Origin of the sequence: Citrobacter sp. Cpo040 (genome assembly GCF_030332915.1) — a bacterium.
Classification (GTDB): Bacteria; Pseudomonadota; Gammaproteobacteria; order Enterobacterales; family Enterobacteriaceae; genus Citrobacter; species Citrobacter portucalensis.
On the sequence record NZ_JAOWGX010000034.1, the window covers coordinates 1,412,731 to 1,432,363 of the forward strand.

Here is a 19,633-nt window from a genome sequence, read left to right on the forward strand (position 1 = left end):
ATTAAATCGTCAACGACTCAACCACTTCGATCCAGCCGTGTTCGCTAGTGATATCCTGATTGTTAAGCCAGCGGCGCAGCATATTTAGCGCCATCATCGCGCACACTTCCTGACGAATCGCCAGGCTGTAGCGATTTGCATTCAGCCGTACGCGCAAGGCGTGTGTCCCATCAGGCGTGGCCAGCGCAAAGTTAATATGTTCGTTTTCGAAAGCCGATATCGCCAGTGCCAATCCAGCATAATGTTTGCTGCGTCGCTCGGTTATCCAATGCGCCGTTTGCGCCAGCGTTTCTTCCTGGGGCGGAACCACTTCACTCGCCAACAGTGGCGCATTCGCACGAGAAAGCTGCAATGCCACCAGACCACCGGTGAATTGTTCGCTCAGCGTCAGGCTGAATTGCCGTTCTTGCAACGTGCGGGCGATTTGCGCGGGTAAGCCTTCCGTACCTTCAAAAATCATATTCTGCCCGGCAACCCGCTTAACTTCTGGCCACAGCGCCAGCATCGCTTCCCGTTGGGAGTCCGGCCCGGTCAGCTTCAGCTCAATAATTGGCATTGAGGAGCGATAACCCATTGTTACTCCCGGAGGCAACGGGAGCGGATCCAGGCTCTGCGCCAGGTCGCTTTCAGAACGGCCAAAGGTGGTTAATCGCAGGCATAACGGGGGCTGAGCCAAAGAGAAACGCTCACGCAAACGAGGCAGGATCTCATGCTCCACCATGACTTTGAATTCTGACGGTACACCCGGTGTAAAGAACATCAGGCAGCGGTTAAGCTTCAGGGCGAACCCACACGCGGTACCCACCGGATTATTGATAAACTCAGCGCTGGCCGGAAGTTCAGCCTGTTTGCGGTTGCTCGGCGCCATCACGCGGCCACGATCGCGGAAATATCGCTCCATCTCGGCCAGCCATGCTTCATGCAGCACCAGCCCTTCGCCTTTTGCCGTTGCCGCTGCCAGCGCGCTCAAATCATCGCTGGTAGGTCCCAGACCGCCATTAACGATCAGTACATCGGCGTGCTCGCTACGCTCACGCAAAACGGCGACCAAATCGTTAAGATTGTCACCTACCGTGTTGCGGCGTGTTAGCGGTAAACCCTGATTAAAGAAAAAATCGGCCAGCCAGGCGGCATTGGTGTCGACGATTTGTCCGTGCAACACTTCATCCCCTGTGGATAGCATCTCCACGTTTAACATCGTGTTCTCCTGCTTTTATGATGAAAACACTATAACGCATGGAGGGGGGAAGGCGCGACTGAACGCCGCGCCAGAAATGTTAGAAGCTAGCGTTAACCCCAACGTACGGGCCATCAGCAATCGCGTTATCACGGTTGCCGTCTTTGCCTGCCAGGTTCAGGTAACGATAACCGGCTTCGATGCTCAGCGGACGCATAATGGTCAGACGCGCACCGGCATTCGCTTCTTCATAGCTGTCGATACCGCTGGAAAGTGAATCAGGAGAGTAATAATACTCACCAAACAGACGGAAGCTATCGCCAATTGGCCATTGTAAACCACCACCGACAGCAGCAGCATAGCCTTCATCGCCATCGTTTGGATTAGTATAAACACCTTTACCACCAACGGTCGCCATCAGCGGCCCCAGTGGGATATTCAAACCTAAACCCAGCCCGGCAACATCACCGTCGTCATCGTTATGCATCCAGTTACCGCTGACGGCCAGACCAGTACTCTCAGTGCCCATACCGAATCCCAGGTTGGTGTAGTCTTCGCCAGCCTGGCCGCTGATGCTAATCGCGCTCGCCGATGCGGAAACAAACAGCATTCCGGCAAAACCCAACATTAAACTTTTTTTCATTTTCTATCCTTTCCAGCAAGAATCAAAACATAGCCCCAAAACCGATGAATTGTACTGTCAGATGGCGAGGAATCAATGAGCTAAAAAAGCGATGCAATGACATATTGTAACTAAATACTACTCACAAGATTTATTTAAGGTTAAATTCTTGTGCCAATTACACAGTCGGACGTCCCAGAACGTCATTTTCAACAAACATCCTGTTTTCCCTGCCAAAGCGCTCTTGATCACCGATGAAACATTTTTTCTGCCGCCAGCAAAAGGTAAGATGCGTGCATGACGGAATTTTCTCTACCTCCCCAACAAGGACTCGACTGATGCGCCAAAGAACGATTGTTTGCCCATTAATTCAAAACGATGGCTGTTATTTACTCTGCAAAATGGCTGATGACCGCGGTGTGTTTCCCGGTCAGTGGGCGCTTTCTGGCGGCGGTGTTGAACCGGGTGAACGTATTGAAGAAGCTCTGCGCCGTGAAGTGAGGGAAGAGCTGGGCGAGCAACTGGTGTTATCAGAAATTACCCCCTGGACCTTCAGTGATGATATTCGCACTAAAACCTATGCTGATGGCAGTCAGGAAGAGATTTACATGATTTATCTTATCTTCGATTGTGTCGCGGCGAATCGTGAAGTGAAGATTAACGAAGAGTTCCAGGCATTCGCCTGGGTTAAACCGGAAGATCTCAGTGCCTACGATTTAAATATCGCCACGCGTAAAACGTTAACCTTAAAAGGGTTACTGTAGGTTATCATTTTAATAACGGCATATAATTAACATTCTGAATAGCGGCATTGCACTCATCAACTTATAGCAAACAGCAATGTCGCAAAAACCTAAAAAAACACTTAATTTCATTAAGATAAACAAAAAAAACACCTCTATTTAGCTATCGTTCCCAAACCTTAAACTCTTAAGGATAAATTAACCTTCAGTCATTAACCTTTGTAGCCTGATGAAATAATTAACAACGCCCCTGTTTATCACTAAAAATAAAACTTCGGTGGCGTTAAATGGCTTGAAGGAATAATGATGTCTGACTTTTTGCCTTTCTCTCGCCCGGCCATGGGCGCTGAAGAACTTGCCGCAGTGAAGGCGGTTCTGGACTCTGGATGGATAACCACCGGCCCGAAAAATCAACAGTTGGAAGAGGCTTTTTGCCAGCTCACGGGGAATAAGCATGCCGTCGCCGTTTGCTCCGCCACTGCAGGAATGCACATTACGCTGATGGCGCTGGGCATTGGTGCAGGCGACGAGGTCATTACGCCGTCGATGACGTGGGTTTCCACCCTCAACATGATTGTTTTGCTGGGGGCGACGCCAGTGATGATCGATGTCGACCGCGATACGCTTATGGTGACACCTGAGCAAATTGAAGCTGCTATTACCCCACGAACCAAAGCCATTGTTCCAGTACATTATGCTGGCGCCCCCGCCGACCTCGACGCAATTTATGCCATTGGCGAGCGTTATGGAATCCCGGTAATAGAAGACGCAGCCCATGCCGTAGGGACATTGTATAAGGGCCGTCATGTCGGTGCTCGCGGCACGGCAATCTTCTCGTTTCACGCTATTAAAAATATCACCTGTGCGGAAGGTGGACTGATCGTTACCGACGACAGCCAGCTCGCTCAGCGGCTTCGCAGCCTGAAGTTTCACGGTCTGGGCGTTGATGCTTTTGATCGACAAACCTACGGCCGGGCACCACAAGCCGAAGTGCTTGCACCTGGATACAAATACAACCTGACGGATATTAACGCCGCTATTGCGCTGGTACAGCTCAATAAGCTGGAGCAACTGAACTCACGCCGGGCGCAAATTGCCCAGCACTATCAAAAAGCGCTGGCTGATACGTCATTTCAACCGCTGGGCCTACCGCAGTGGTCGCACGTTCATGCCTGGCATCTGTTCATCATTCGCGTTGACGAAGCGCGCTGTGGCCTGAGCAGAGATGCGCTGATGGAAGCGCTAAAGGCCAAAGATATCGGCACCGGCCTGCATTTTCGTGCAGCCCATACGCAAAAATATTATCGCGAACGCTTCACTACCCTTTCGCTCCCAAATACAGAATGGAATAGCGCACGCATCTGTTCGCTGCCGTTATTCCCCGACATGACCGACGCTGACACTCAGCGGGTCATTACGGCGCTTCGCGAGATAGCAGGACAATGAGCATGTTTGAAGCCACACCGATTAAAAAAGTCTCGGTTGTTATTCCCGTTTTTAATGAACAGGAAAGCCTGCCAGAGTTAATCAGACGCACCAGCGACGCCTGCGAGAAATTGGGCAAAGACTATGAAATTCTGCTAATCGACGACGGCAGCAGCGACCGTTCCGCTCAGTTGATGATGGACGCCTCTCAGGCACCGAACAGCCATATTGTCTCTATTTTACTGAATCGTAATTACGGACAGCACTCGGCGATTATGGCCGGTTTCAGCCATGTCACCGGAGACTTGATCATCACGCTGGATGCTGATTTGCAAAACCCGCCGGAGGAGATCCCACGGTTGGTCGCCACTGCAGATGAGGGTTTCGATGTGGTAGGCACGGTACGCCAGAACCGTCAGGATAGCGTATTTCGTAAGACCGCCTCACGAATGATCAACCATCTGATCCAACGAACCACCGGTAAAGCAATGGGCGACTACGGCTGCATGCTACGCGCCTATCGCCGTCACATCGTCGATGCCATGCTGCATTGCCAGGAGCGCAGCACCTTTATCCCTATTCTGGCCAACATTTTTGCCCGTCGCGCCACGGAGATCCCGGTACATCATGCAGAGCGTGAATTTGGTGACTCCAAATACAGCTTCATGCGTCTGATCAACCTGATGTATGACCTGGTGACTTGCCTTACCACAACACCGCTTCGCATGTTGAGCCTGCTGGGCAGCGTGATCGCTGCCACGGGCTTTACCTTATCAGTCCTGCTTGTTGTTCTGCGCCTGACGCTCGGCCCACAGTGGGCAGCAGAAGGGGTATTCATGCTGTTTGCCGTCCTGTTTACCTTTATCGGCGCACAGTTTATTGGCATGGGTTTACTCGGCGAATATATCGGTCGCATCTATAACGATGTCCGCGCCCGCCCCCGCTATTTTGTTCAACACGTTATCCGCCCACAAACTACGCAGTCAACCGAGGAAAACCGCGCATGAAAGCCGTCGTATTTGCCTATCACGATATGGGATGTCAGGGTGTCCAGGCCTTGATGGATGCAGGTTATGAAATCGCTGCCATTTTTACGCACACCGACAACCCGGGTGAAAAAGCGTTTTTTGGATCTGTTTCCCGCCTCGCCGCCAGCGCCGGTATTCCGGTTTACGCCCCAGACGAGGTTAATCATCCCCTGTGGATTGAGCGCATTAGCCAACTGGCACCCGATGTTATCTTCTCGTTCTACTATCGCCATTTACTGAGTGATGAGATCCTCAGTCTTGCCCCTAAGGGTGCATTTAATCTGCACGGCTCGCTGCTGCCGAAATACCGTGGCCGCGCACCGCTGAACTGGGTATTGGTCAATGGTGAAACCGAAACCGGCGTCACGCTTCACCGCATGGTTAAACGCGCGGATGCTGGTGCCATAGTTGCCCAGCAGCGTGTCGCTATTTCACCGGATGATGTGGCGTTAACGCTGCACCATAAGCTGTGCCAGGCTGCGCGTCACCTGCTGGAAGAGGCGCTGCCCGCGATTAAAACGGGAGATTATGCAGAACTCCCCCAACAGGAAGCAGAGGCGACCTGTTTTGGTCGCCGCACACCGGAAGATAGCTTCCTCGACTGGAACAAGCCTACTGCGGAATTACATAACCAGGTCCGTGCCGTCAGCGATCCATGGCCGGGTGCATTTAGCTATGTCGGCACGCAAAAGTTCACCGTCTGGTCATCGCGCGTTTGCACAAACGACATTGCGGCCCAGCCGGGCACCGTCATCTCCGTATCTCCTTTACTGATCGCCTGTGTCGATGGCGCACTGGAGATTATTACCGGGCAAGCTGGCGATGGTATTGCAATGCAGGGTTCACAACTGGCGCAAGTTCTGGGTCTGGTGCCAGGTTCTCGCCTGAACAGCCAGTCAGTGACCACCAGCAAACGCCGTACTCGCGTACTGATCCTCGGCGTTAACGGCTTCATTGGTAACCATCTGACCGAGCGCCTGCTGCAAGAAGATAATTACGAAGTGTATGGACTCGATATTGGCAGCGACGCCATTGGGCGTTTCCTGCAACATCCGCGATTCCATTTTGTCGAAGGTGATATCAGCATTCACTCCGAATGGATTGAATATCATGTGAAAAAATGCGACGTTGTACTGCCGCTGGTGGCGATCGCAACGCCTATCGAATATACCCGCAACCCGCTGCGCGTATTTGAGCTCGATTTTGAAGAGAACTTGAGAATCATTCGTTACTGCGTGAAATACCGCAAGCGCATCATTTTCCCGTCAACCTCCGAAGTCTACGGCATGTGTACCGACAAAGTCTTTGATGAAGACAGTTCGAATCTGATCGTCGGTCCGGTCAATAAACCACGCTGGATCTACTCCGTATCCAAGCAACTGCTGGACCGTGTTATCTGGGCGTACGGCGAAAAAGAGGGATTGCGCTTCACCCTGTTCCGCCCGTTTAACTGGATGGGACCGCGTCTGGACAGCCTTAACGCCGCGCGTATCGGCAGCTCACGCGCCATTACACAGCTGATCCTCAACCTCGTGGAAGGTTCACCGATTAAGCTGATTGAAGGCGGTAAGCAAAAACGCTGCTTTACCGACATTCGCGATGGTATCGAAGCTCTGTACCGCATCATTGAAAACGAAGGCGGCCGCTGTGACGGTGAGATTATCAACATCGGTAATCCACAGAACGAAGCAAGTATTCAGGAACTGGCAGAAATGCTGCTTTCCTGCTTTGAAAAACATCCGTTGCGTAACCACTTCCCGCCGTTTGCCGGTTTCCGTGACGTCGAAAGCAGCACCTACTACGGTAAAGGTTATCAAGACGTTGAGCATCGTAAGCCTAACATTCGCAATGCAAAACGCTGCCTGAACTGGGAACCGACCATTGAGATGCAGGAAACGGTAGAAGAGACGCTGGACTTCTTCTTACGCAGTGTGGATATCACGGAACACACATCATGACCAAAGTAGGCTTGCGCATTGATGTCGATACATTCAGGGGGGCGCGCGAAGGCGTGCCCCGCCTGCTGGAGACATTAAACCGACATAACGTTCGGGCAAGTTTTTTCTTTAGCGTTGGGCCTGACAACATGGGACGCCATCTCTGGCGTCTGGTGAAGCCACAATTTCTGTGGAAGATGCTGCGTTCAAACGCAGCATCACTCTACGGATGGGATATTTTATTGGCGGGAACCGCATGGCCGGGAAAAGAGATTGGCCAGGCCAACGCGGCAATCATTGCACAAACCGCCCAGATTCATGAAACCGGTTTGCATGCCTGGGATCATCACGCCTGGCAGGCGCGAAGCGGAAACTGGAATGACAAACAGCTGATTGATGATATTTCACAAGGTATCACCACACTTGAAGCCATCATCGGTCAGCCAGTCACCTGCTCTGCCGTTGCCGGATGGCGTGCCGACAACCGTGTCGTCCATGCCAAAGAAGCATTCCATCTGCGCTATAACAGTGACTGTCGGGGAACGTCGTTATTTCGTCCGGTGCTGGAATCCGGGAAAACGGGGACGCCACAAATTCCCGTCACCCTACCAACATGGGATGAAGTGGTTGGTCAGGAGGTCCAGGCGGTGGACTTCAACTCCTATATTCTCTCCCACATCCAGATGAGCAGAGGAACACCGGTGTACACCATTCATGCGGAAGTTGAAGGCATCGCCTTTCATCAGAACTTTGACGAGCTGCTTACTCGCGCCGCGGACATGGGGATGACATTCTGCCCGCTTGGCGAGCTGTTACCTGACGACATCAGTACGCTGCCGTTAGGACAGATAGTACGTGGAAAAATACCCGGCAGAGAGGGATGGCTCGGCTGCCAACAACCGGTGAGTGTGACACCATGAAACCTGCTGCCCGCTACACTCTGGCATTTATCGCTTTAATCGCACTGTATTTTATTTTACCTATCAACAGCCGTATGCTCTGGCAGCCTGATGAAACGCGCTATGCTGAAATCAGCCGGGAAATGCTCAACTCTGGTGACTGGATCGTTCCACACTTTTTAGGGCTGCGTTATTTTGAAAAACCAATTGCCGGATACTGGTTGAACAGCATCGGACAATGGCTGTTTGGCGCAAACAATTTTGGTGTCAGAGCGGGGGCTATTTTTGCCACTTTGTTGACCGCATTACTGGTAGCCTGGCTTGCCATGCGACTGTGGCATGATAAGCGTACCGCCGTACTCTCCTCCGCTATCTTTTTAACGTTTTTTTCGGTTTACAGCATCGGCACCTACGCGGTACTTGATCCCATCATAGCGCTTTGGCTGATGGCGGGCATGTGCTGTTTTTGGGAAGGCATGCAGGCCACCACCAGAACACGCAAAATCATCGCTTTTTTGTTGCTTGGGCTGACCTGCGGTATGGGTGTAATGACCAAAGGTTTTCTGGCACTCGCCGTCCCTGTGCTTAGCGTATTACCATGGGTTTTTGCACAAAAGCGTTGGAAAGACCTCATTCTCTACGGTCTGCTGGCGGTGATCGGCTGCATCGCGATCGTACTACCGTGGGGTATAGCGATTGCACAACGCGAGCCGGATTTCTGGCATTACTTCTTCTGGGTTGAACATATTCAGCGCTTTGCGCAGGATGATGCCCAGCATAAGGCTCCTATCTGGTACTACATCCCGATATTTGTGGCAGGCACATTACCGTGGCTCGGTCTGCTTCCCGGCGCGCTGCGTACGGGCTGGCGTGAGCGGGATGTTCCGCGCAGTGCTCTGTACCTGTTAAGCTGGATTATTATGCCAATTCTGTTTTTCAGCATCGCGAAAGGAAAACTGCCGACCTATATTCTTTCCTGCTTCGCGCCGCTGGCGATATTAACGGCGCGCTTCGGCCTGCAGGCTGCGGAAAAAGACTCAGCATCCCTGCGCATCAATGGCTGGATCAACGTGCTATTTGGTGTCGTCGGCATCGTCGCTACGTTTATTGTTTCCACGCTGGGACCATTGAAGACGCCGGTCTGGTCGCATATCGAAACGTATAAGGTTTTTTGTGCCTGGGGCATCTTTATCATCTGGACGATTTTTGGCTGGTATACGCTAAATAACCGCGAGAAGAACTGGAAATTCGCAGCACTATGCCCATTAGGGCTGGCGCTGTTATTTGGCTTCTCCATTCCTGACCGGGTGATGGAATCTAAACAGCCGCAGTTTTTTGTCGAGATGACCAAAGAATCGCTGGAGCCGAGCCGTTATATTCTCACCGACAGCGTTGGCGTCGCTGCGGGACTGGCCTGGAGCCTGAAGCGCGATGACATCATGATTTACGGACAAACGGGCGAGTTAAAATACGGCCTCAGCTACCCAGATGCTCAAGGCCGCTTTGTCAGCCGGGAAGGCTTTGCCGACTGGTTAGCGCAACATCGACAGCAAGGAAACATTACGCTCGTGCTCTCGATTGATAAGAATGAAGATATTAATCAGCTTGCCATCACTCCCGCTGACTACATTGATAATCAGGGGCGTCTGGTCCTGATTCAGTATCGGCCCAAATGATCTGGATAGCCTTAGTCCTCGCCAGCCTGCTCAGCGTCTGCGGCCAGCTATGCCAGAAGCAGGCGACCCGACCGGTGTCTGTTCGTGCGCGAAAACGCTACATTACGCAATGGATTGGGCTTGCTCTGGCAAGCCTCGGTCTGGCCATGCTGCTATGGCTGGCGGTTTTACAAAACATTCCTGTCGGTATTGCCTATCCCATGCTGAGCCTTAACTTTGTCTGGGTTACTCTCGCCGCATGGAAAATCTGGCGCGAACCCGTCACCACACGCCACTGGCTGGGCGTTGGGCTAATCATTACCGGCATATTTATTCTTGGGAGCGCAGTGTAATGGGCATATTTTGGGGATTATGTAGCGTTATTATCACCTCTGCTGCCCAGTTGAGCCTTGGCTTTGCGATGGATAATCTGCCGCCAATGCTGCAGCCGCTGGCGTTCATCTCTGCCGTATTCTCTGTCAGTATCGGAGCGTTTGCTTTATATGCCGGATTGACAGGGTATTTACTGTCGGTTATTTGCTGGCATAAAGCACTACACCAACTCGCGCTGAGCAAAGCCTATGCCCTACTCAGCCTGAGCTATGTGCTGGTGTGGGTTGCCTCAATGATCCTGCCCGGCTGGCAGGGAACATTTTCAGTGAAAGCGCTGGCAGGGGTACTGTGCATCATGGCAGGGTTAATGACGATTTTTCTGCCTTCACGCAAACACCTGTCCTGAGATTATTTATCTTTAGACAGTCGTAACAGACGTTCCCATTCATCACAAATGTACTGTCTGGCATCAATGATCTTAATCACCCGAGATGTATCGCGGTTAATACAATACTGAGCATCCTTCAGCGGCGAAAGAAGATCGCCGGGCTTAATCCGCTCAGATGATTGTGCCTGGGCAAGCATCTTGAGCGAACCACCGCTATCGCAAAGTACGATATAGAGTCTCCCTGCTTTTTTGTGACAGCAGGTCTTCTTCACATGCCATTCCATAGCGCACCTATTGTTAATAAATTTCACAATAGGTTACACATTAGCTCATAAACAAAAGGACAATAGCTGCGGAATGACAGAAATGAGAAATGTAATTAATGTTTTCTTAATGCTAACGATGAAGCGCTTACCCAATCCGACAACGCACGACGCGAGATTTTAATCCCTCCGGCTTTGAGTTCGGGCGGCAATGTCAGCCAACATACCGGTTGTTGAAAGCGGGCCAGCTTATCGTTTACCCACTCAGCCAGATTAGTTTCTCCAGCATTAGCGTCATACTCAATGACCGCCACCGGGCGATGGCCAAACTCTTTGTCTTCAATTGGTACAATAAAGGCCTGCAGAACATGCGGATGCGCTGCAATCACGCGTTCCACTTCTTCCGGCTGTATACCTTCCCCGCCGCTAAAAAACAGATTATCCATACGACCGACAATCGTTAACTTGCCGTCCTTTAGCACGCCGCGATCGCGGGTTGCAAACCAGCCTTCCGCGTTCACTAAAGGAATAAGCTGTCCGTTACGCCAGTAACCTTGCGCCATGCTGGCAGCCCGTAACCAGACTTCATCATCAACGATTCTGACTTCTCTGCCTACCAGAGGGGAACCCACATCTGCCAGACCATCCGCCTCTTTCGCACAGACCGTAGAAGCGAATTCCGTCAGTCCATAACCGCACCAGCAGCGAATCCCCTGCTCGTGCGCCTGCTCCGTCAACTCAACAGGAATAGCCGCGCCGCCCAGCAGCACCGCTTTGAGCGTGACCGGCGTTTTATTGACCAACAAGCGCCACAGCTGCGTGGGCACCAGTGAAGCGTGGGTACATCCAGCCAGCATTTGCTCCAGCGGCTGCTTGTCGCGCACGGTCATTCTCGCCCCGGCAAACAACCAGCGCCATAAAATCCCCTGGCCGGAAACATGAAACAGCGGCAGCGAGAGCAGCCAGTCATCCTCAGCACCAAACGGCATTAATGACAGTACGCCCTGCGCGCTTGCCAGATGCGCCTGACAGGTATGAACAGCCGCTTTTGGCAATCCGGTAGAACCTGAAGTTAACGTCATCGTGCTCAAACGTTCAGGCAACCACGCGGCGGCGCGATCGCCTGGTAACGACCGCATCTGCAACGGGCTGAGTTCCGGAAGTGCGATAGCGGCCTCCAGATCCAGCGCAAAACGTAGCGTTAAGTCCGGGATAAGCGCATCAAGCAGCGGCTGAGGCAACTGTGGGTTCACAGGTAAAACCCGCGCCCCACATTGCAGCAGCGCGAGCCAGGCCAGCAAAGCGCGCGGATGATTCCAGGCGCGAAGCAGAACACCATCGCCCTCTTCCACGCCCTGAGCGGCAAAACCGCAGGCCAGATGATCTACACGTGTGCAGAGATCGCTCCAGCTTAATACCTCATCGTTGAGGCGTAAGGCTGGCGCCTTCGCACGAACCTGTCGCCAGTGACGCCACGGCCAGTCACTGAACTGCACCAGGCCCGATAAGCTCACGCTATCGGGCATTTCCTGCTGGATCATAGCAGACGTTCCAGCGCATCAACGTCGATACACGGCAACGTGCTACCCGGCCAGGTGCGAACCTGCTGGCACTGCATCAGACTCAGGGTATCCAGACCCGGAATGGTCTGCGGCGTTAACCAGGCGGCAATTCTCGCCAACTGGGTTAAGCCCAGACTCGACTCAATTGACGAACTAATAACGGCAGTAAGACCAAGCGCATGCGCCGCAGCCACCTGTTCACGGACTTTATCGAGACTGCCAGTCAGCGTAGGTTTGATAACCACGGCCTTGACGCCCTCTTCGGCTTCGAAGGTGAAATCCGCTTCACGCAGACTTTCATCCCAGGCGATGGCAATGCCGGTTTCACGCGCGAAGGTACGAGAATCATCGCGGGTTTTGCACGGCTCTTCGAGGAAGGCAATGCGGCCGCGATACTCTGGATTAACGTATTTTGCGAACTGCTGCGCTTTCAACGGCGTCCAGGCCCGGTTGGCATCAAGTCGCAAATGCAGCTCCGGAATCGCCTCAAGCAGCAGATTGGCTACCATGCCATCACGGACCGCTTCATACAAACCGACCTTGATCTTCGCCACTTTTTCACCCGGCATATCCGCCAGTTGTAGCACCAGATCGTCAGGATCGCCGGTACACAGCGGCGCAGCACGATAGTCTGCGTCCAGTGGCAATACGCCAGCCAGTTCGGCCAGCGCACAGCTTACGCCAAAGGCGACCGAAGGCAGTTGCGGTAAGGAGCCATCCCCTTGCAACCAGCCTTTCACCCAGGCCAGCAGCTCAGTTTGCGCCTCTTCCCAGCTTTCCTGACTGAAGCCCGGCAGCGGGGAGATTTCTCCCCACCCTTCGCTCTCGCCGTCACGAAGACAAATGTACAGCCCGTCACGCGTTTTTAACCGCCTGTCGCGCAGAATCACCCCCGCGTCCATGGGGATCTGCCAGCGGTATACCTGCGCGCTACGCATTACGGATTCCGTTTGAATTTGCTGAAATCAGGCTGACGTTTCTGGTTAAAGGCGTTACGGCCTTCCTGACCTTCTTCCGTCATATAGAACAGCATAGTGGCGTTACCTGCCAGCTCCTGCAGACCAGCCTGACCATCACAGTCGGCGTTCAGTGCGGCTTTCAGGCAGCGCAGCGCCATTGGACTGTTTTGCAGCATTTCACGGCACCAGCGTACGGTCTCTTTTTCCAGATCCGCCAGCGGAACCACTGTGTTGACCAGACCCATATCCAGCGCCTGTTTCGCATCGTACTGACGGCACAGGAACCAGATTTCACGCGCTTTTTTCTGACCGACGATGCGCGCCATGTAGGAAGCGCCCCAACCGCCGTCGAAAGAACCGACTTTCGGGCCGGTCTGACCAAAGATGGCGTTTTCAGCCGCAATGGTCAGGTCACACATCATGTGCAGCACATGGCCACCGCCAATGGAGAAACCTGCAACCATCGCTACTACCGGTTTCGGACAGGTACGAATCTGGCGCTGGAAGTCCAGTACGTTCAGGTGATGCACACCGGAGTCATCCTGGTATCCGCCGTAGTCACCACGCACTTTCTGATCGCCGCCTGCGCAGAACGCTTTGTCGCCAGCACCGGTCAGAATAATTACGCCGATGTTGTCATCATAGCGGGCATCCGCCAGCGCCTGGATCATCTCTTTCACGGTGACCGGACGGAAGGCATTGCGTACCTGTGGACGATTAATGGTGATTTTTGCGATACCGTCGGTGGATTTCTCGTAAAGAATGTCGGTATAGCCTTCAGAGCAATCGTGCCATTCTACCGGTGCGTAAAGCATTGTTTCATCAGGATAGATCATAAAATGTCCTATAGTCAGCGACGCAGAATCTGAGCCAGACAGTCCACTACACCCGCGGGGTTGTCCCGATGCGCGTTGTGTCCGGCATTACGAATCACATGGTTTGGTACTGATATTTCCGCCGCCAGAGCACGGAATTTTTCGTCACGTTCACCACATAAATAATAAAACGGAAATGTGCGCGTCGTGAGTTGCGCACGTAAATCAGGTTGTACGGCAAGCGAGGTGGCCTCCAGCATTGCCGCCAGCGTTTGCCCATTATTCTGGCTACGCAGTGCGACCAGCGCCTCTCTTTGTTTCGCGTTCAGCGAGGAAAAAACGGGCTGTTGATACCAGTCATTAAACACCTCACGTAGCGGCTCTGCGCGAAAACGTGCAGCCCAGCGGCCATCCGAGAGACGACGCTGAACGCGCGCCTCCTCGCTTTGCAGGCCGGGATGTCCGCCTTCAACCACCAGACCACAAAGCCCTGGCATCTCCTGACTGGCCGCCATCATCGCGACTCTGCCGCCAAGAGAGTATCCCACCATCCAGTAGTTAAGTATGTTGTAACTAAGTAAAGTATTACGCAACAAAACGCTGACATCATCGAACCCGCTCACGCTGATGTCAGCGGAGCCACCGTGTCCCGGCAGGTCGATGTATAGCCGCGAATAATCCTGAAACGCTTCGCCGACCGTCTGCCATTCCCGGCAATCGCCAGAGAAACCGTGCAGGAAAACCAGCCAGGGAAATCCCGTCTGCCCCTCTTTCGCCTGCGCATGCAGGATCATAGATGACTTACCTGCGCCAGCAGTTGCTGCAAGGTTTGCGCCCCGTCAGTTTCGTTCACCACCAGCTCAATCATCGTGGCCGCAGGTGTACGCCACGCGTTAGTCAACGCGCTCTCCAGCTGCTCCCAGTTTTCCGGGCGCTGGTATTTAAGGTTAAACATGGCGGCAGCATGCTCGAAATGTACGTTCTGCGGCATCAGATAGAACCGTTCGCGTTCGCTGGCTGGCGTCGGCAGCAGGGAAAAAATCTGCCCGCCGTTATTATTGACCACTATCAGGACAAACGGTGCAGAAACCTGGCGCAATAACGCCAGCGCATTCAGGTCATACAATGCAGATAAATCGCCAACAATCGCCAGCGTCGATTTCGCGCTGGCACGCTGTACACCTGCTGCCGTTGACAGCAGGCCGTCAATACCGCTCGCGCCACGGTTGCTATAGACCGGGTAACCAGCCGGAAGCTGCGACAGCGCATCAATCAGGCGCACCACCAGACTGTTACCCACAAACAGCTGGCCCTGCTCCGGCAAATAGTCGCGGATACGGTGGGCTAGTTGCGCTTCACCAAACGCCTCACGACGGGCTTCTACCGCCTGCCAGGCCTGTTGCGCCAGACGAGGGATCTCAATACACCAGGGCTGACGTTTCTCCGCCGGATGCAGCTCCAGCCAGTCGCCAACTTTCGCCACCAACCTGCGGCCGCGATGATGGGCCGGATCGAGGCGGCCTTCGATATTATCGACAATCCAGTATTCCTGCGGATCGCAGCTCGCCTGCCATTGCAGCAGACGTTTTCCGGTCAGGCTGCTACCAAGCTGCACCACAATCTGCGCCTGCTGCAATTCAGCTACCGCTTTCGCATTTCCCAGCCACAGGTCGGCGCACGGCAGCGGTTGTCCGGTTTGCGACAGAACATCACCAATCAGCGGCCAGCCTAACGTCTGCGCCCACTGCGCAACCTTCTTACCTTCTTCCGCGCTCATGCGGCCCGCAATGACTACGCCGCGTTTTTGTCGCCAGAAAAACCAGTCGAGTTGTTTGTCGCTTTCCAGCCGACGCGCTTCTCGCAGCCAGGGTTTATCGTCCTGCCACCAGTCGCCGAGGCGCTGCTGCCAGGCAATCCCCGTTTCGTCCATATCGCCATACAGCGGTTCCGCAAACGGGCAATTGATATGAACCGCCCCGCTATGCAGGGCAGCTAACGCATTATCAATCGTGGACACCAGCCAGCTTGCCGGAATGTCCTGAGTCGGACGCGGTAAAGAGAGCGTTTGCGATGGATGCGAGGCAAACATTCCGGCCTGACGAATCGCCTGGTTCGCGCCACAGTCGATAAGCTCTGGCGGTCTGTCCGCGGTAAGTAAAATCAGTTTTTCACCGGTCAGGCCCGCTTCGATCAACGCGGGATACAAATTCGCCACCGCGGTACCGGACGTCACAATCACGGCGACAGGCTGCCGGCTGACTTTTGCCAGACCTAAAGCCAGATGCCCAAGACCGCGCTCGTCAAAATGGGTGTGGTGGATGAATGCGGGGTTTTCCGCTGCCGCCAGCGTCAACGGTGTAGAACGAGAGCCAGGGGCAATGCAGACATGCCTGACGCCGTGGCGAGTGAGTGCTTCCAGAATGACCGCCGCCCAGCGTCGGTTAAATGCGCTTACTGACATGAGATTGTCCGGTATCAATATTGCGACACAGTATAGAGAATCGAATAAATGGATTTTTGATATGAATCGGAAATATACACGAAATCACTATCCTTCCATCTGTAATAAAGTACGTAACCCTGCCGCTTTATTGTCTATTTCTTGCCATTCCTGCTCAGGATCTGAGCCACGTACAATCCCTGCCCCGGCATACAGGCGTACCACGTTTGCGCTAATTTTCGCTGAACGCAATGACACACAAAACTCGCTTTGGCGCAAAGAAAGATAACCCGCTGAACCGGCATACCACTCGCGTTCAAAGGGTTCATTTTGTTGGATGAATTCACGCGCCAGCTCACGCGGAATACCGGCAACTGCCGCCGTGGGCTGAAGCTGCATCAGGCAAAGCATATCGTCGGCCTGATTCAGTTCCGTCCAGATGCAACGGCGCAGGTGCTGCACTTTACGCAGCCTGAGCACCTGCGGTGGCAGCACATCGAGAGTTTGCGTACAGCCTTGCAGACGCTGGCAAATATCTTCGACCACCAGCATATTCTCGCGCTGGTTTTTATCATCTTTCATTAGCCAGTCGCCCAATTGCCAGGCCCGATGATCCTCAGGGTGATTGGCCACGGTTCCGGCCAGCGCCTCGGTGCGCAGCGCCGTATCACGTCGTCGATACAGACGTTCAGGAGAAGAGCCAAGAAAAGCGGTGTCGGCGGAGAATGCCATAAAGAAATGGTAGCAGTTCAGATTTAAGCGACGGCTGGAAGCCATCACGGCAGCGGCATTAACCGACTGAGAAAATTGTAAATCGGTCGCCCGCGCCAGCACGACCTTATCGAGGTCTTCTCCTGCGATCGTTTGAGTGGCGAGTTTTATCAGGTCTATCCAGCCAGCTTTCTCCGGCCAGTGCTGTTCTCCCGTCAAATTCAAACGCAATGCAGGGAGCGGTTTTACGGGAGCAAGCGATGAGATGAAGGCGATCGCTTGTGCAGCGTCTTCACGTAGCGACACGTCGCTATAGAGATGTAAGCGTAAGCTCGCCACTCCGGCGCAACGTCGCCACTCCAGCCGCGGCAGCAGTAAATTACCACGCTGAGGCTCAAAGGCATTCAGGCCCCAGATGCGCAGGTCGGGATGATTATCATGCTGATGTAAAAATTGCTGGGCTGATTCCAGCGAGGAAAATGCGGCGACGGTCCCTAATACGGCGGCTTCTTCATCGCCGTTACGCTGCTGCCAGTAAAACTGGGGCCAGACGGGTTGACTGGCCAGCCATCCTAAAGCGTCAAACGCATCATTCAGTGGGAAAGGTATATCGTAAATACGAATTCCAGGTGCTGCTGGCATCTCTTGCGATAAATGACGCATCAGACTTTCCAGCGCAGTAGTGATTGAATGCACGCGGACCTCTCCCTGTTAAAAACCTCTCATTATACGGGGTACTGAGCAGAAAAAGCAGTACCCCCAGTTAGGGAGTACGTACAAATGCGATGACAGAACGGAATTTATCGCCGCGCTAACAATAATCCCATCACTAAACCGACCGTGGCGCCAACGCCGATTCCTCGCCAGGGTTTTTCGTGCACATAGTCATCCGCCCGACAAACGGCTTTTTTCGCACGGTAATAGTAGCTGTCAGAAGCATGGCTGACGCGATTTCTCACCTCTTCTAACGCCCGCTCTGCCCGCGCTTTTAACTCAAGGTATTTTTGATCTGCTGGGTCGCCAGAAGAACGCAGCACCTCTTCCAGCGTTTCACTTAATAATTCCAGATCATCATCGATACGTGATTCATAAGAATGAAAAGACATTATATTCTCCCTTTCTATTGACGTACCCGCTAACTATAGACAACCTGGACTGATTGCGCCTGTTTACGCCTGATGTGCTTCCCGCGCCATTCCGACGTGTGGAATACCATCTTCGTCATAGATATCCGTAACCGGAACAAAGCCAAAGCGTGCATAGAATGATTGCAGATGCGCCTGCGCGCCCAGATACAACGCCTTGTGCGGCCAGTGTTGCGCGCAGGATGCCAGCGTCTGGGCCATTAGCTGTTGCCCCAGTTTTTCACCACGCAGCGCTTCGCTTACAATCACCCGACCAATCACTACCGGCTCCAGCTCGTCATCGCTTTTCAGAATCCTCGCATACGCCACCAGCTCATCGTTATGCCAGCCCAGAATATGCCGATTCTCTCCAGCCAGGTCATCGCCATCCACATCCTGGTACGGACACTGTTGCTCAACTACAAACACCGCGCATCGTAGCTGAAGTAGTGCGTACAGTTGTTGGGTACTCAGCTTTGCATGGTGGAGATCTTGCCAGTGAATCATTGTCTGCCCCTATGTTGTGATAACCTGAACACCCTGCCTTATTGATGGCGAAAAGTGTAACGCAAAGATGGAATTACTATTTTTAGGCACGTCTGCGGGAGTCCCCACGCGCTCACGCAATGTAACGGCAATTTTACTGAATCTGCAACACCCGACTCAGGCGGGGCTGTGGCTTTTTGATTGCGGCGAAGGGACGCAGCATCAGATGCTCACCACGCCTTTCAATCCAGGAAAACTCGATCGTATTTTTATCAGCCATCTGCACGGCGATCACCTGTTTGGTTTACCGGGGCTACTGTGCAGTCGCTCAATGGCCGGCAATGTCCAGCCTCTGACGCTCTACGGGCCAAAAGGGTTGCGAGAGTTTACCGAAACCGCATTGCGTCTGAGCGGCTCCTGGACCGATTATCCTCTGGATATTGTAGAAATTACCGCGGGTGAGATTGTGGATGACGGCCTGCGAAAAGTAACGGCGTACCCGCTGGTGCATCCGCTGGAATGCTACGGTTTTCGCATTCAAGAGCACGACAAACCGGGTGCGCTTGACGCTAGCGCCCTGAAGGCGGCAGGCGTTAAAGCGGGCCCGTGGTTTCAGGATTTGAAAGCCGGAAAAACCATCGTGCTGGAGGATGGTCGAGCGATTAACGGTGCCGATTTTCTTTCCCCGCCCACCAGGGGAAAATCAGTCGCTATTTTCGGTGACACAGGACCCTGCGCATCCGCCATTGAACTGGCACGAGGTGTGGATGTGATGGTACATGAAACCACACTGGACGCCTCAATGGAGGAAAAAGCCAACAGCCGCGGGCACAGCTCGACCCGACAAGCCGCAAAGCTGGCGCTGGAGGCCGGAGTGGGACGCCTGATCATGACCCACGTTAGCTCACGTTACGATGAAAAAGGCTGTCAGCGATTACTCGAAGAGTGCAAAGCAATATTTCCAGACACGGCACTGGCTCACGATTTCGCCATTTTCACCGTTTAACGCTCTATTTTTCCGCCTCAGTGCCGATAACAGTGGAAAGGCTGGCTTTCACACTGAGGA

General features: G+C 53.4%; 20 protein-coding genes. 9 read left to right on the forward strand and 11 right to left on the reverse strand.

What is annotated here, in order from left to right; translation table 11 throughout:
- Nucleotide 1 precedes the first annotated feature (1 nt).
- Entirely contained in the window at nucleotides 2–1,198 is a 1,197-nt protein-coding gene (locus OGX86_RS11520) for a nicotinamide mononucleotide deamidase-related protein YfaY (protein WP_048224700.1), read from the reverse strand.
- Nucleotides 1,199–1,277: 79 nt separating this feature from the next.
- The gene (locus OGX86_RS11525; RefSeq protein ID WP_048215871.1) at nucleotides 1,278–1,820 is read right to left on the reverse strand and encodes a YfaZ family outer membrane protein; all 543 of its coding nucleotides are present in this window, start codon (nucleotides 1,818–1,820) and stop codon (nucleotides 1,278–1,280) included.
- 317 nt (nucleotides 1,821–2,137) lie between these two features.
- Between OGX86_RS11525 and nudI the strand changes: the two genes are divergently transcribed.
- The 8 genes from nudI (at nucleotide 2,138) to arnF (ending at nucleotide 10,225) form a co-directional block, all read left to right on the forward strand.
- Nucleotides 2,138–2,563 (forward strand): nucleoside triphosphatase NudI, encoded by a 426-nt coding sequence (gene nudI / locus OGX86_RS11530; protein ID WP_048215870.1) that lies wholly within the window; start codon nucleotides 2,138–2,140, stop codon nucleotides 2,561–2,563.
- A gap of 285 nt (nucleotides 2,564–2,848) precedes the next feature.
- A complete protein-coding gene (gene arnB / locus OGX86_RS11535; protein WP_048224702.1) occupies nucleotides 2,849–3,988 on the forward strand; it encodes a UDP-4-amino-4-deoxy-L-arabinose aminotransferase in 1,140 nt (379 codons plus the stop codon).
- A gap of 2 nt (nucleotides 3,989–3,990) precedes the next feature.
- A complete protein-coding gene (gene arnC / locus OGX86_RS11540) occupies nucleotides 3,991–4,974 on the forward strand; it encodes an undecaprenyl-phosphate 4-deoxy-4-formamido-L-arabinose transferase (RefSeq protein ID WP_008785329.1) in 984 nt (327 codons plus the stop codon).
- Nucleotides 4,971–6,953: a bifunctional UDP-4-amino-4-deoxy-L-arabinose formyltransferase/UDP-glucuronic acid oxidase ArnA gene (gene arnA, locus OGX86_RS11545; protein WP_286640089.1), complete on the forward strand. Its 1,983-nt coding sequence runs from the start codon at nucleotides 4,971–4,973 to the stop codon at nucleotides 6,951–6,953. The genes arnC and arnA overlap by 4 nt, the downstream gene beginning before the upstream one ends.
- Nucleotides 6,950–7,852, forward strand: coding sequence for a 4-deoxy-4-formamido-L-arabinose-phosphoundecaprenol deformylase (gene arnD / locus OGX86_RS11550; RefSeq protein WP_286640091.1), 903 nt, complete (start codon nucleotides 6,950–6,952; stop codon nucleotides 7,850–7,852). The genes arnA and arnD overlap by 4 nt, the downstream gene beginning before the upstream one ends.
- Complete coding sequence (arnT, locus tag OGX86_RS11555) at nucleotides 7,849–9,507, forward strand: lipid IV(A) 4-amino-4-deoxy-L-arabinosyltransferase (protein WP_286640185.1); 1,659 nt, start codon at nucleotides 7,849–7,851, stop codon at nucleotides 9,505–9,507. Before arnD ends, arnT begins: the two co-directional genes overlap by 4 nt.
- The gene (arnE, locus tag OGX86_RS11560) at nucleotides 9,504–9,839 is read left to right on the forward strand and encodes a 4-amino-4-deoxy-L-arabinose-phosphoundecaprenol flippase subunit ArnE (protein WP_003834709.1); all 336 of its coding nucleotides are present in this window, start codon (nucleotides 9,504–9,506) and stop codon (nucleotides 9,837–9,839) included. Before arnT ends, arnE begins: the two co-directional genes overlap by 4 nt.
- Nucleotides 9,839–10,225 carry a 4-amino-4-deoxy-L-arabinose-phosphoundecaprenol flippase subunit ArnF gene (gene arnF / locus OGX86_RS11565; protein WP_212025203.1) on the forward strand — a complete coding sequence of 129 codons (387 nt, stop codon included), beginning with the start codon at nucleotides 9,839–9,841 and terminating at the stop codon, nucleotides 10,223–10,225. The genes arnE and arnF overlap by 1 nt, the downstream gene beginning before the upstream one ends.
- Before the next feature lie 2 nt (nucleotides 10,226–10,227).
- Here arnF and pmrD read toward each other — a convergent pair whose 3' ends face one another.
- From pmrD to OGX86_RS11610, 9 genes are all read right to left on the reverse strand, one after another.
- The gene (gene pmrD, locus OGX86_RS11570; protein ID WP_008785336.1) at nucleotides 10,228–10,491 is read right to left on the reverse strand and encodes a signal transduction protein PmrD; all 264 of its coding nucleotides are present in this window, start codon (nucleotides 10,489–10,491) and stop codon (nucleotides 10,228–10,230) included.
- 95 nt (nucleotides 10,492–10,586) lie between these two features.
- Entirely contained in the window at nucleotides 10,587–12,011 is a 1,425-nt protein-coding gene (menE, locus tag OGX86_RS11575) for an o-succinylbenzoate--CoA ligase (protein WP_286640093.1), read from the reverse strand.
- Nucleotides 12,008–12,970 (reverse strand): o-succinylbenzoate synthase, encoded by a 963-nt coding sequence (menC, locus tag OGX86_RS11580; RefSeq protein WP_048224720.1) that lies wholly within the window; start codon nucleotides 12,968–12,970, stop codon nucleotides 12,008–12,010. Before menC ends, menE begins: the two co-directional genes overlap by 4 nt.
- Nucleotides 12,970–13,827 (reverse strand): 1,4-dihydroxy-2-naphthoyl-CoA synthase, encoded by an 858-nt coding sequence (gene menB / locus OGX86_RS11585; protein ID WP_003027671.1) that lies wholly within the window; start codon nucleotides 13,825–13,827, stop codon nucleotides 12,970–12,972. Before menB ends, menC begins: the two co-directional genes overlap by 1 nt.
- A 14-nt stretch (nucleotides 13,828–13,841) precedes the next feature.
- Nucleotides 13,842–14,600 (reverse strand): 2-succinyl-6-hydroxy-2,4-cyclohexadiene-1-carboxylate synthase, encoded by a 759-nt coding sequence (menH, locus tag OGX86_RS11590; RefSeq protein WP_048224723.1) that lies wholly within the window; start codon nucleotides 14,598–14,600, stop codon nucleotides 13,842–13,844.
- Nucleotides 14,597–16,267, reverse strand: a complete 1,671-nt coding sequence (menD, locus tag OGX86_RS11595; protein ID WP_048224727.1) for a 2-succinyl-5-enolpyruvyl-6-hydroxy-3-cyclohexene-1-carboxylic-acid synthase — start codon at nucleotides 16,265–16,267, stop codon at nucleotides 14,597–14,599. The genes menH and menD overlap by 4 nt, the downstream gene beginning before the upstream one ends.
- 87 nt (nucleotides 16,268–16,354) lie before the next feature.
- On the reverse strand, nucleotides 16,355–17,653 hold the full coding sequence (gene menF / locus OGX86_RS11600; RefSeq protein WP_168978099.1) for an isochorismate synthase MenF: 1,299 nt from the start codon (nucleotides 17,651–17,653) through the stop codon (nucleotides 16,355–16,357).
- A gap of 104 nt (nucleotides 17,654–17,757) precedes the next feature.
- Entirely contained in the window at nucleotides 17,758–18,063 is a 306-nt protein-coding gene (gene elaB, locus OGX86_RS11605; protein WP_003027683.1) for a stress response protein ElaB, read from the reverse strand.
- Between the two features lie 63 nt (nucleotides 18,064–18,126).
- Entirely contained in the window at nucleotides 18,127–18,588 is a 462-nt protein-coding gene (locus OGX86_RS11610; RefSeq protein ID WP_008785342.1) for a GNAT family N-acetyltransferase, read from the reverse strand.
- 67 nt (nucleotides 18,589–18,655) lie between these two features.
- On the opposite strand from OGX86_RS11610, the gene rbn reads away from it, so the two are divergent.
- The gene (gene rbn, locus OGX86_RS11615; protein WP_136392167.1) at nucleotides 18,656–19,573 is read left to right on the forward strand and encodes a ribonuclease BN; all 918 of its coding nucleotides are present in this window, start codon (nucleotides 18,656–18,658) and stop codon (nucleotides 19,571–19,573) included.
- Nucleotides 19,574–19,633: the final 60 nt, after the last annotated feature.

What these genes read in the sequence shown, in the direction of transcription:
- OGX86_RS11520 (WP_048224700.1), bottom strand. Translation starts at nt 1,198, where the DNA reads ATGTTAAACGTGGAGATGCTATCCACAGGGGATGAAGTGTTGCACGGA.
- OGX86_RS11525 (WP_048215871.1), bottom strand. Translation starts at nt 1,820, where the DNA reads ATGAAAAAAAGTTTAATGTTGGGTTTTGCCGGAATGCTGTTTGTTTCC.
- nudI (WP_048215870.1), top strand. Translation starts at nt 2,138, where the DNA reads ATGCGCCAAAGAACGATTGTTTGCCCATTAATTCAAAACGATGGCTGT.
- arnB (WP_048224702.1), top strand. Translation starts at nt 2,849, where the DNA reads ATGTCTGACTTTTTGCCTTTCTCTCGCCCGGCCATGGGCGCTGAAGAA.
- arnC (WP_008785329.1), top strand. Translation starts at nt 3,991, where the DNA reads ATGTTTGAAGCCACACCGATTAAAAAAGTCTCGGTTGTTATTCCCGTT.
- arnA (WP_286640089.1), top strand. Translation starts at nt 4,971, where the DNA reads ATGAAAGCCGTCGTATTTGCCTATCACGATATGGGATGTCAGGGTGTC.
- arnD (WP_286640091.1), top strand. Translation starts at nt 6,950, where the DNA reads ATGACCAAAGTAGGCTTGCGCATTGATGTCGATACATTCAGGGGGGCG.
- arnT (WP_286640185.1), top strand. Translation starts at nt 7,849, where the DNA reads ATGAAACCTGCTGCCCGCTACACTCTGGCATTTATCGCTTTAATCGCA.
- arnE (WP_003834709.1), top strand. Translation starts at nt 9,504, where the DNA reads ATGATCTGGATAGCCTTAGTCCTCGCCAGCCTGCTCAGCGTCTGCGGC.
- arnF (WP_212025203.1), top strand. Translation starts at nt 9,839, where the DNA reads ATGGGCATATTTTGGGGATTATGTAGCGTTATTATCACCTCTGCTGCC.
- pmrD (WP_008785336.1), bottom strand. Translation starts at nt 10,491, where the DNA reads ATGGAATGGCATGTGAAGAAGACCTGCTGTCACAAAAAAGCAGGGAGA.
- menE (WP_286640093.1), bottom strand. Translation starts at nt 12,011, where the DNA reads ATGATCCAGCAGGAAATGCCCGATAGCGTGAGCTTATCGGGCCTGGTG.
- menC (WP_048224720.1), bottom strand. Translation starts at nt 12,970, where the DNA reads ATGCGTAGCGCGCAGGTATACCGCTGGCAGATCCCCATGGACGCGGGG.
- menB (WP_003027671.1), bottom strand. Translation starts at nt 13,827, where the DNA reads ATGATCTATCCTGATGAAACAATGCTTTACGCACCGGTAGAATGGCAC.
- menH (WP_048224723.1), bottom strand. Translation starts at nt 14,600, where the DNA reads ATGATCCTGCATGCGCAGGCGAAAGAGGGGCAGACGGGATTTCCCTGG.
- menD (WP_048224727.1), bottom strand. Translation starts at nt 16,267, where the DNA reads ATGTCAGTAAGCGCATTTAACCGACGCTGGGCGGCGGTCATTCTGGAA.
- elaB (WP_003027683.1), bottom strand. Translation starts at nt 18,063, where the DNA reads ATGTCTTTTCATTCTTATGAATCACGTATCGATGATGATCTGGAATTA.
- OGX86_RS11610 (WP_008785342.1), bottom strand. Translation starts at nt 18,588, where the DNA reads ATGATTCACTGGCAAGATCTCCACCATGCAAAGCTGAGTACCCAACAA.
- rbn (WP_136392167.1), top strand. Translation starts at nt 18,656, where the DNA reads ATGGAATTACTATTTTTAGGCACGTCTGCGGGAGTCCCCACGCGCTCA.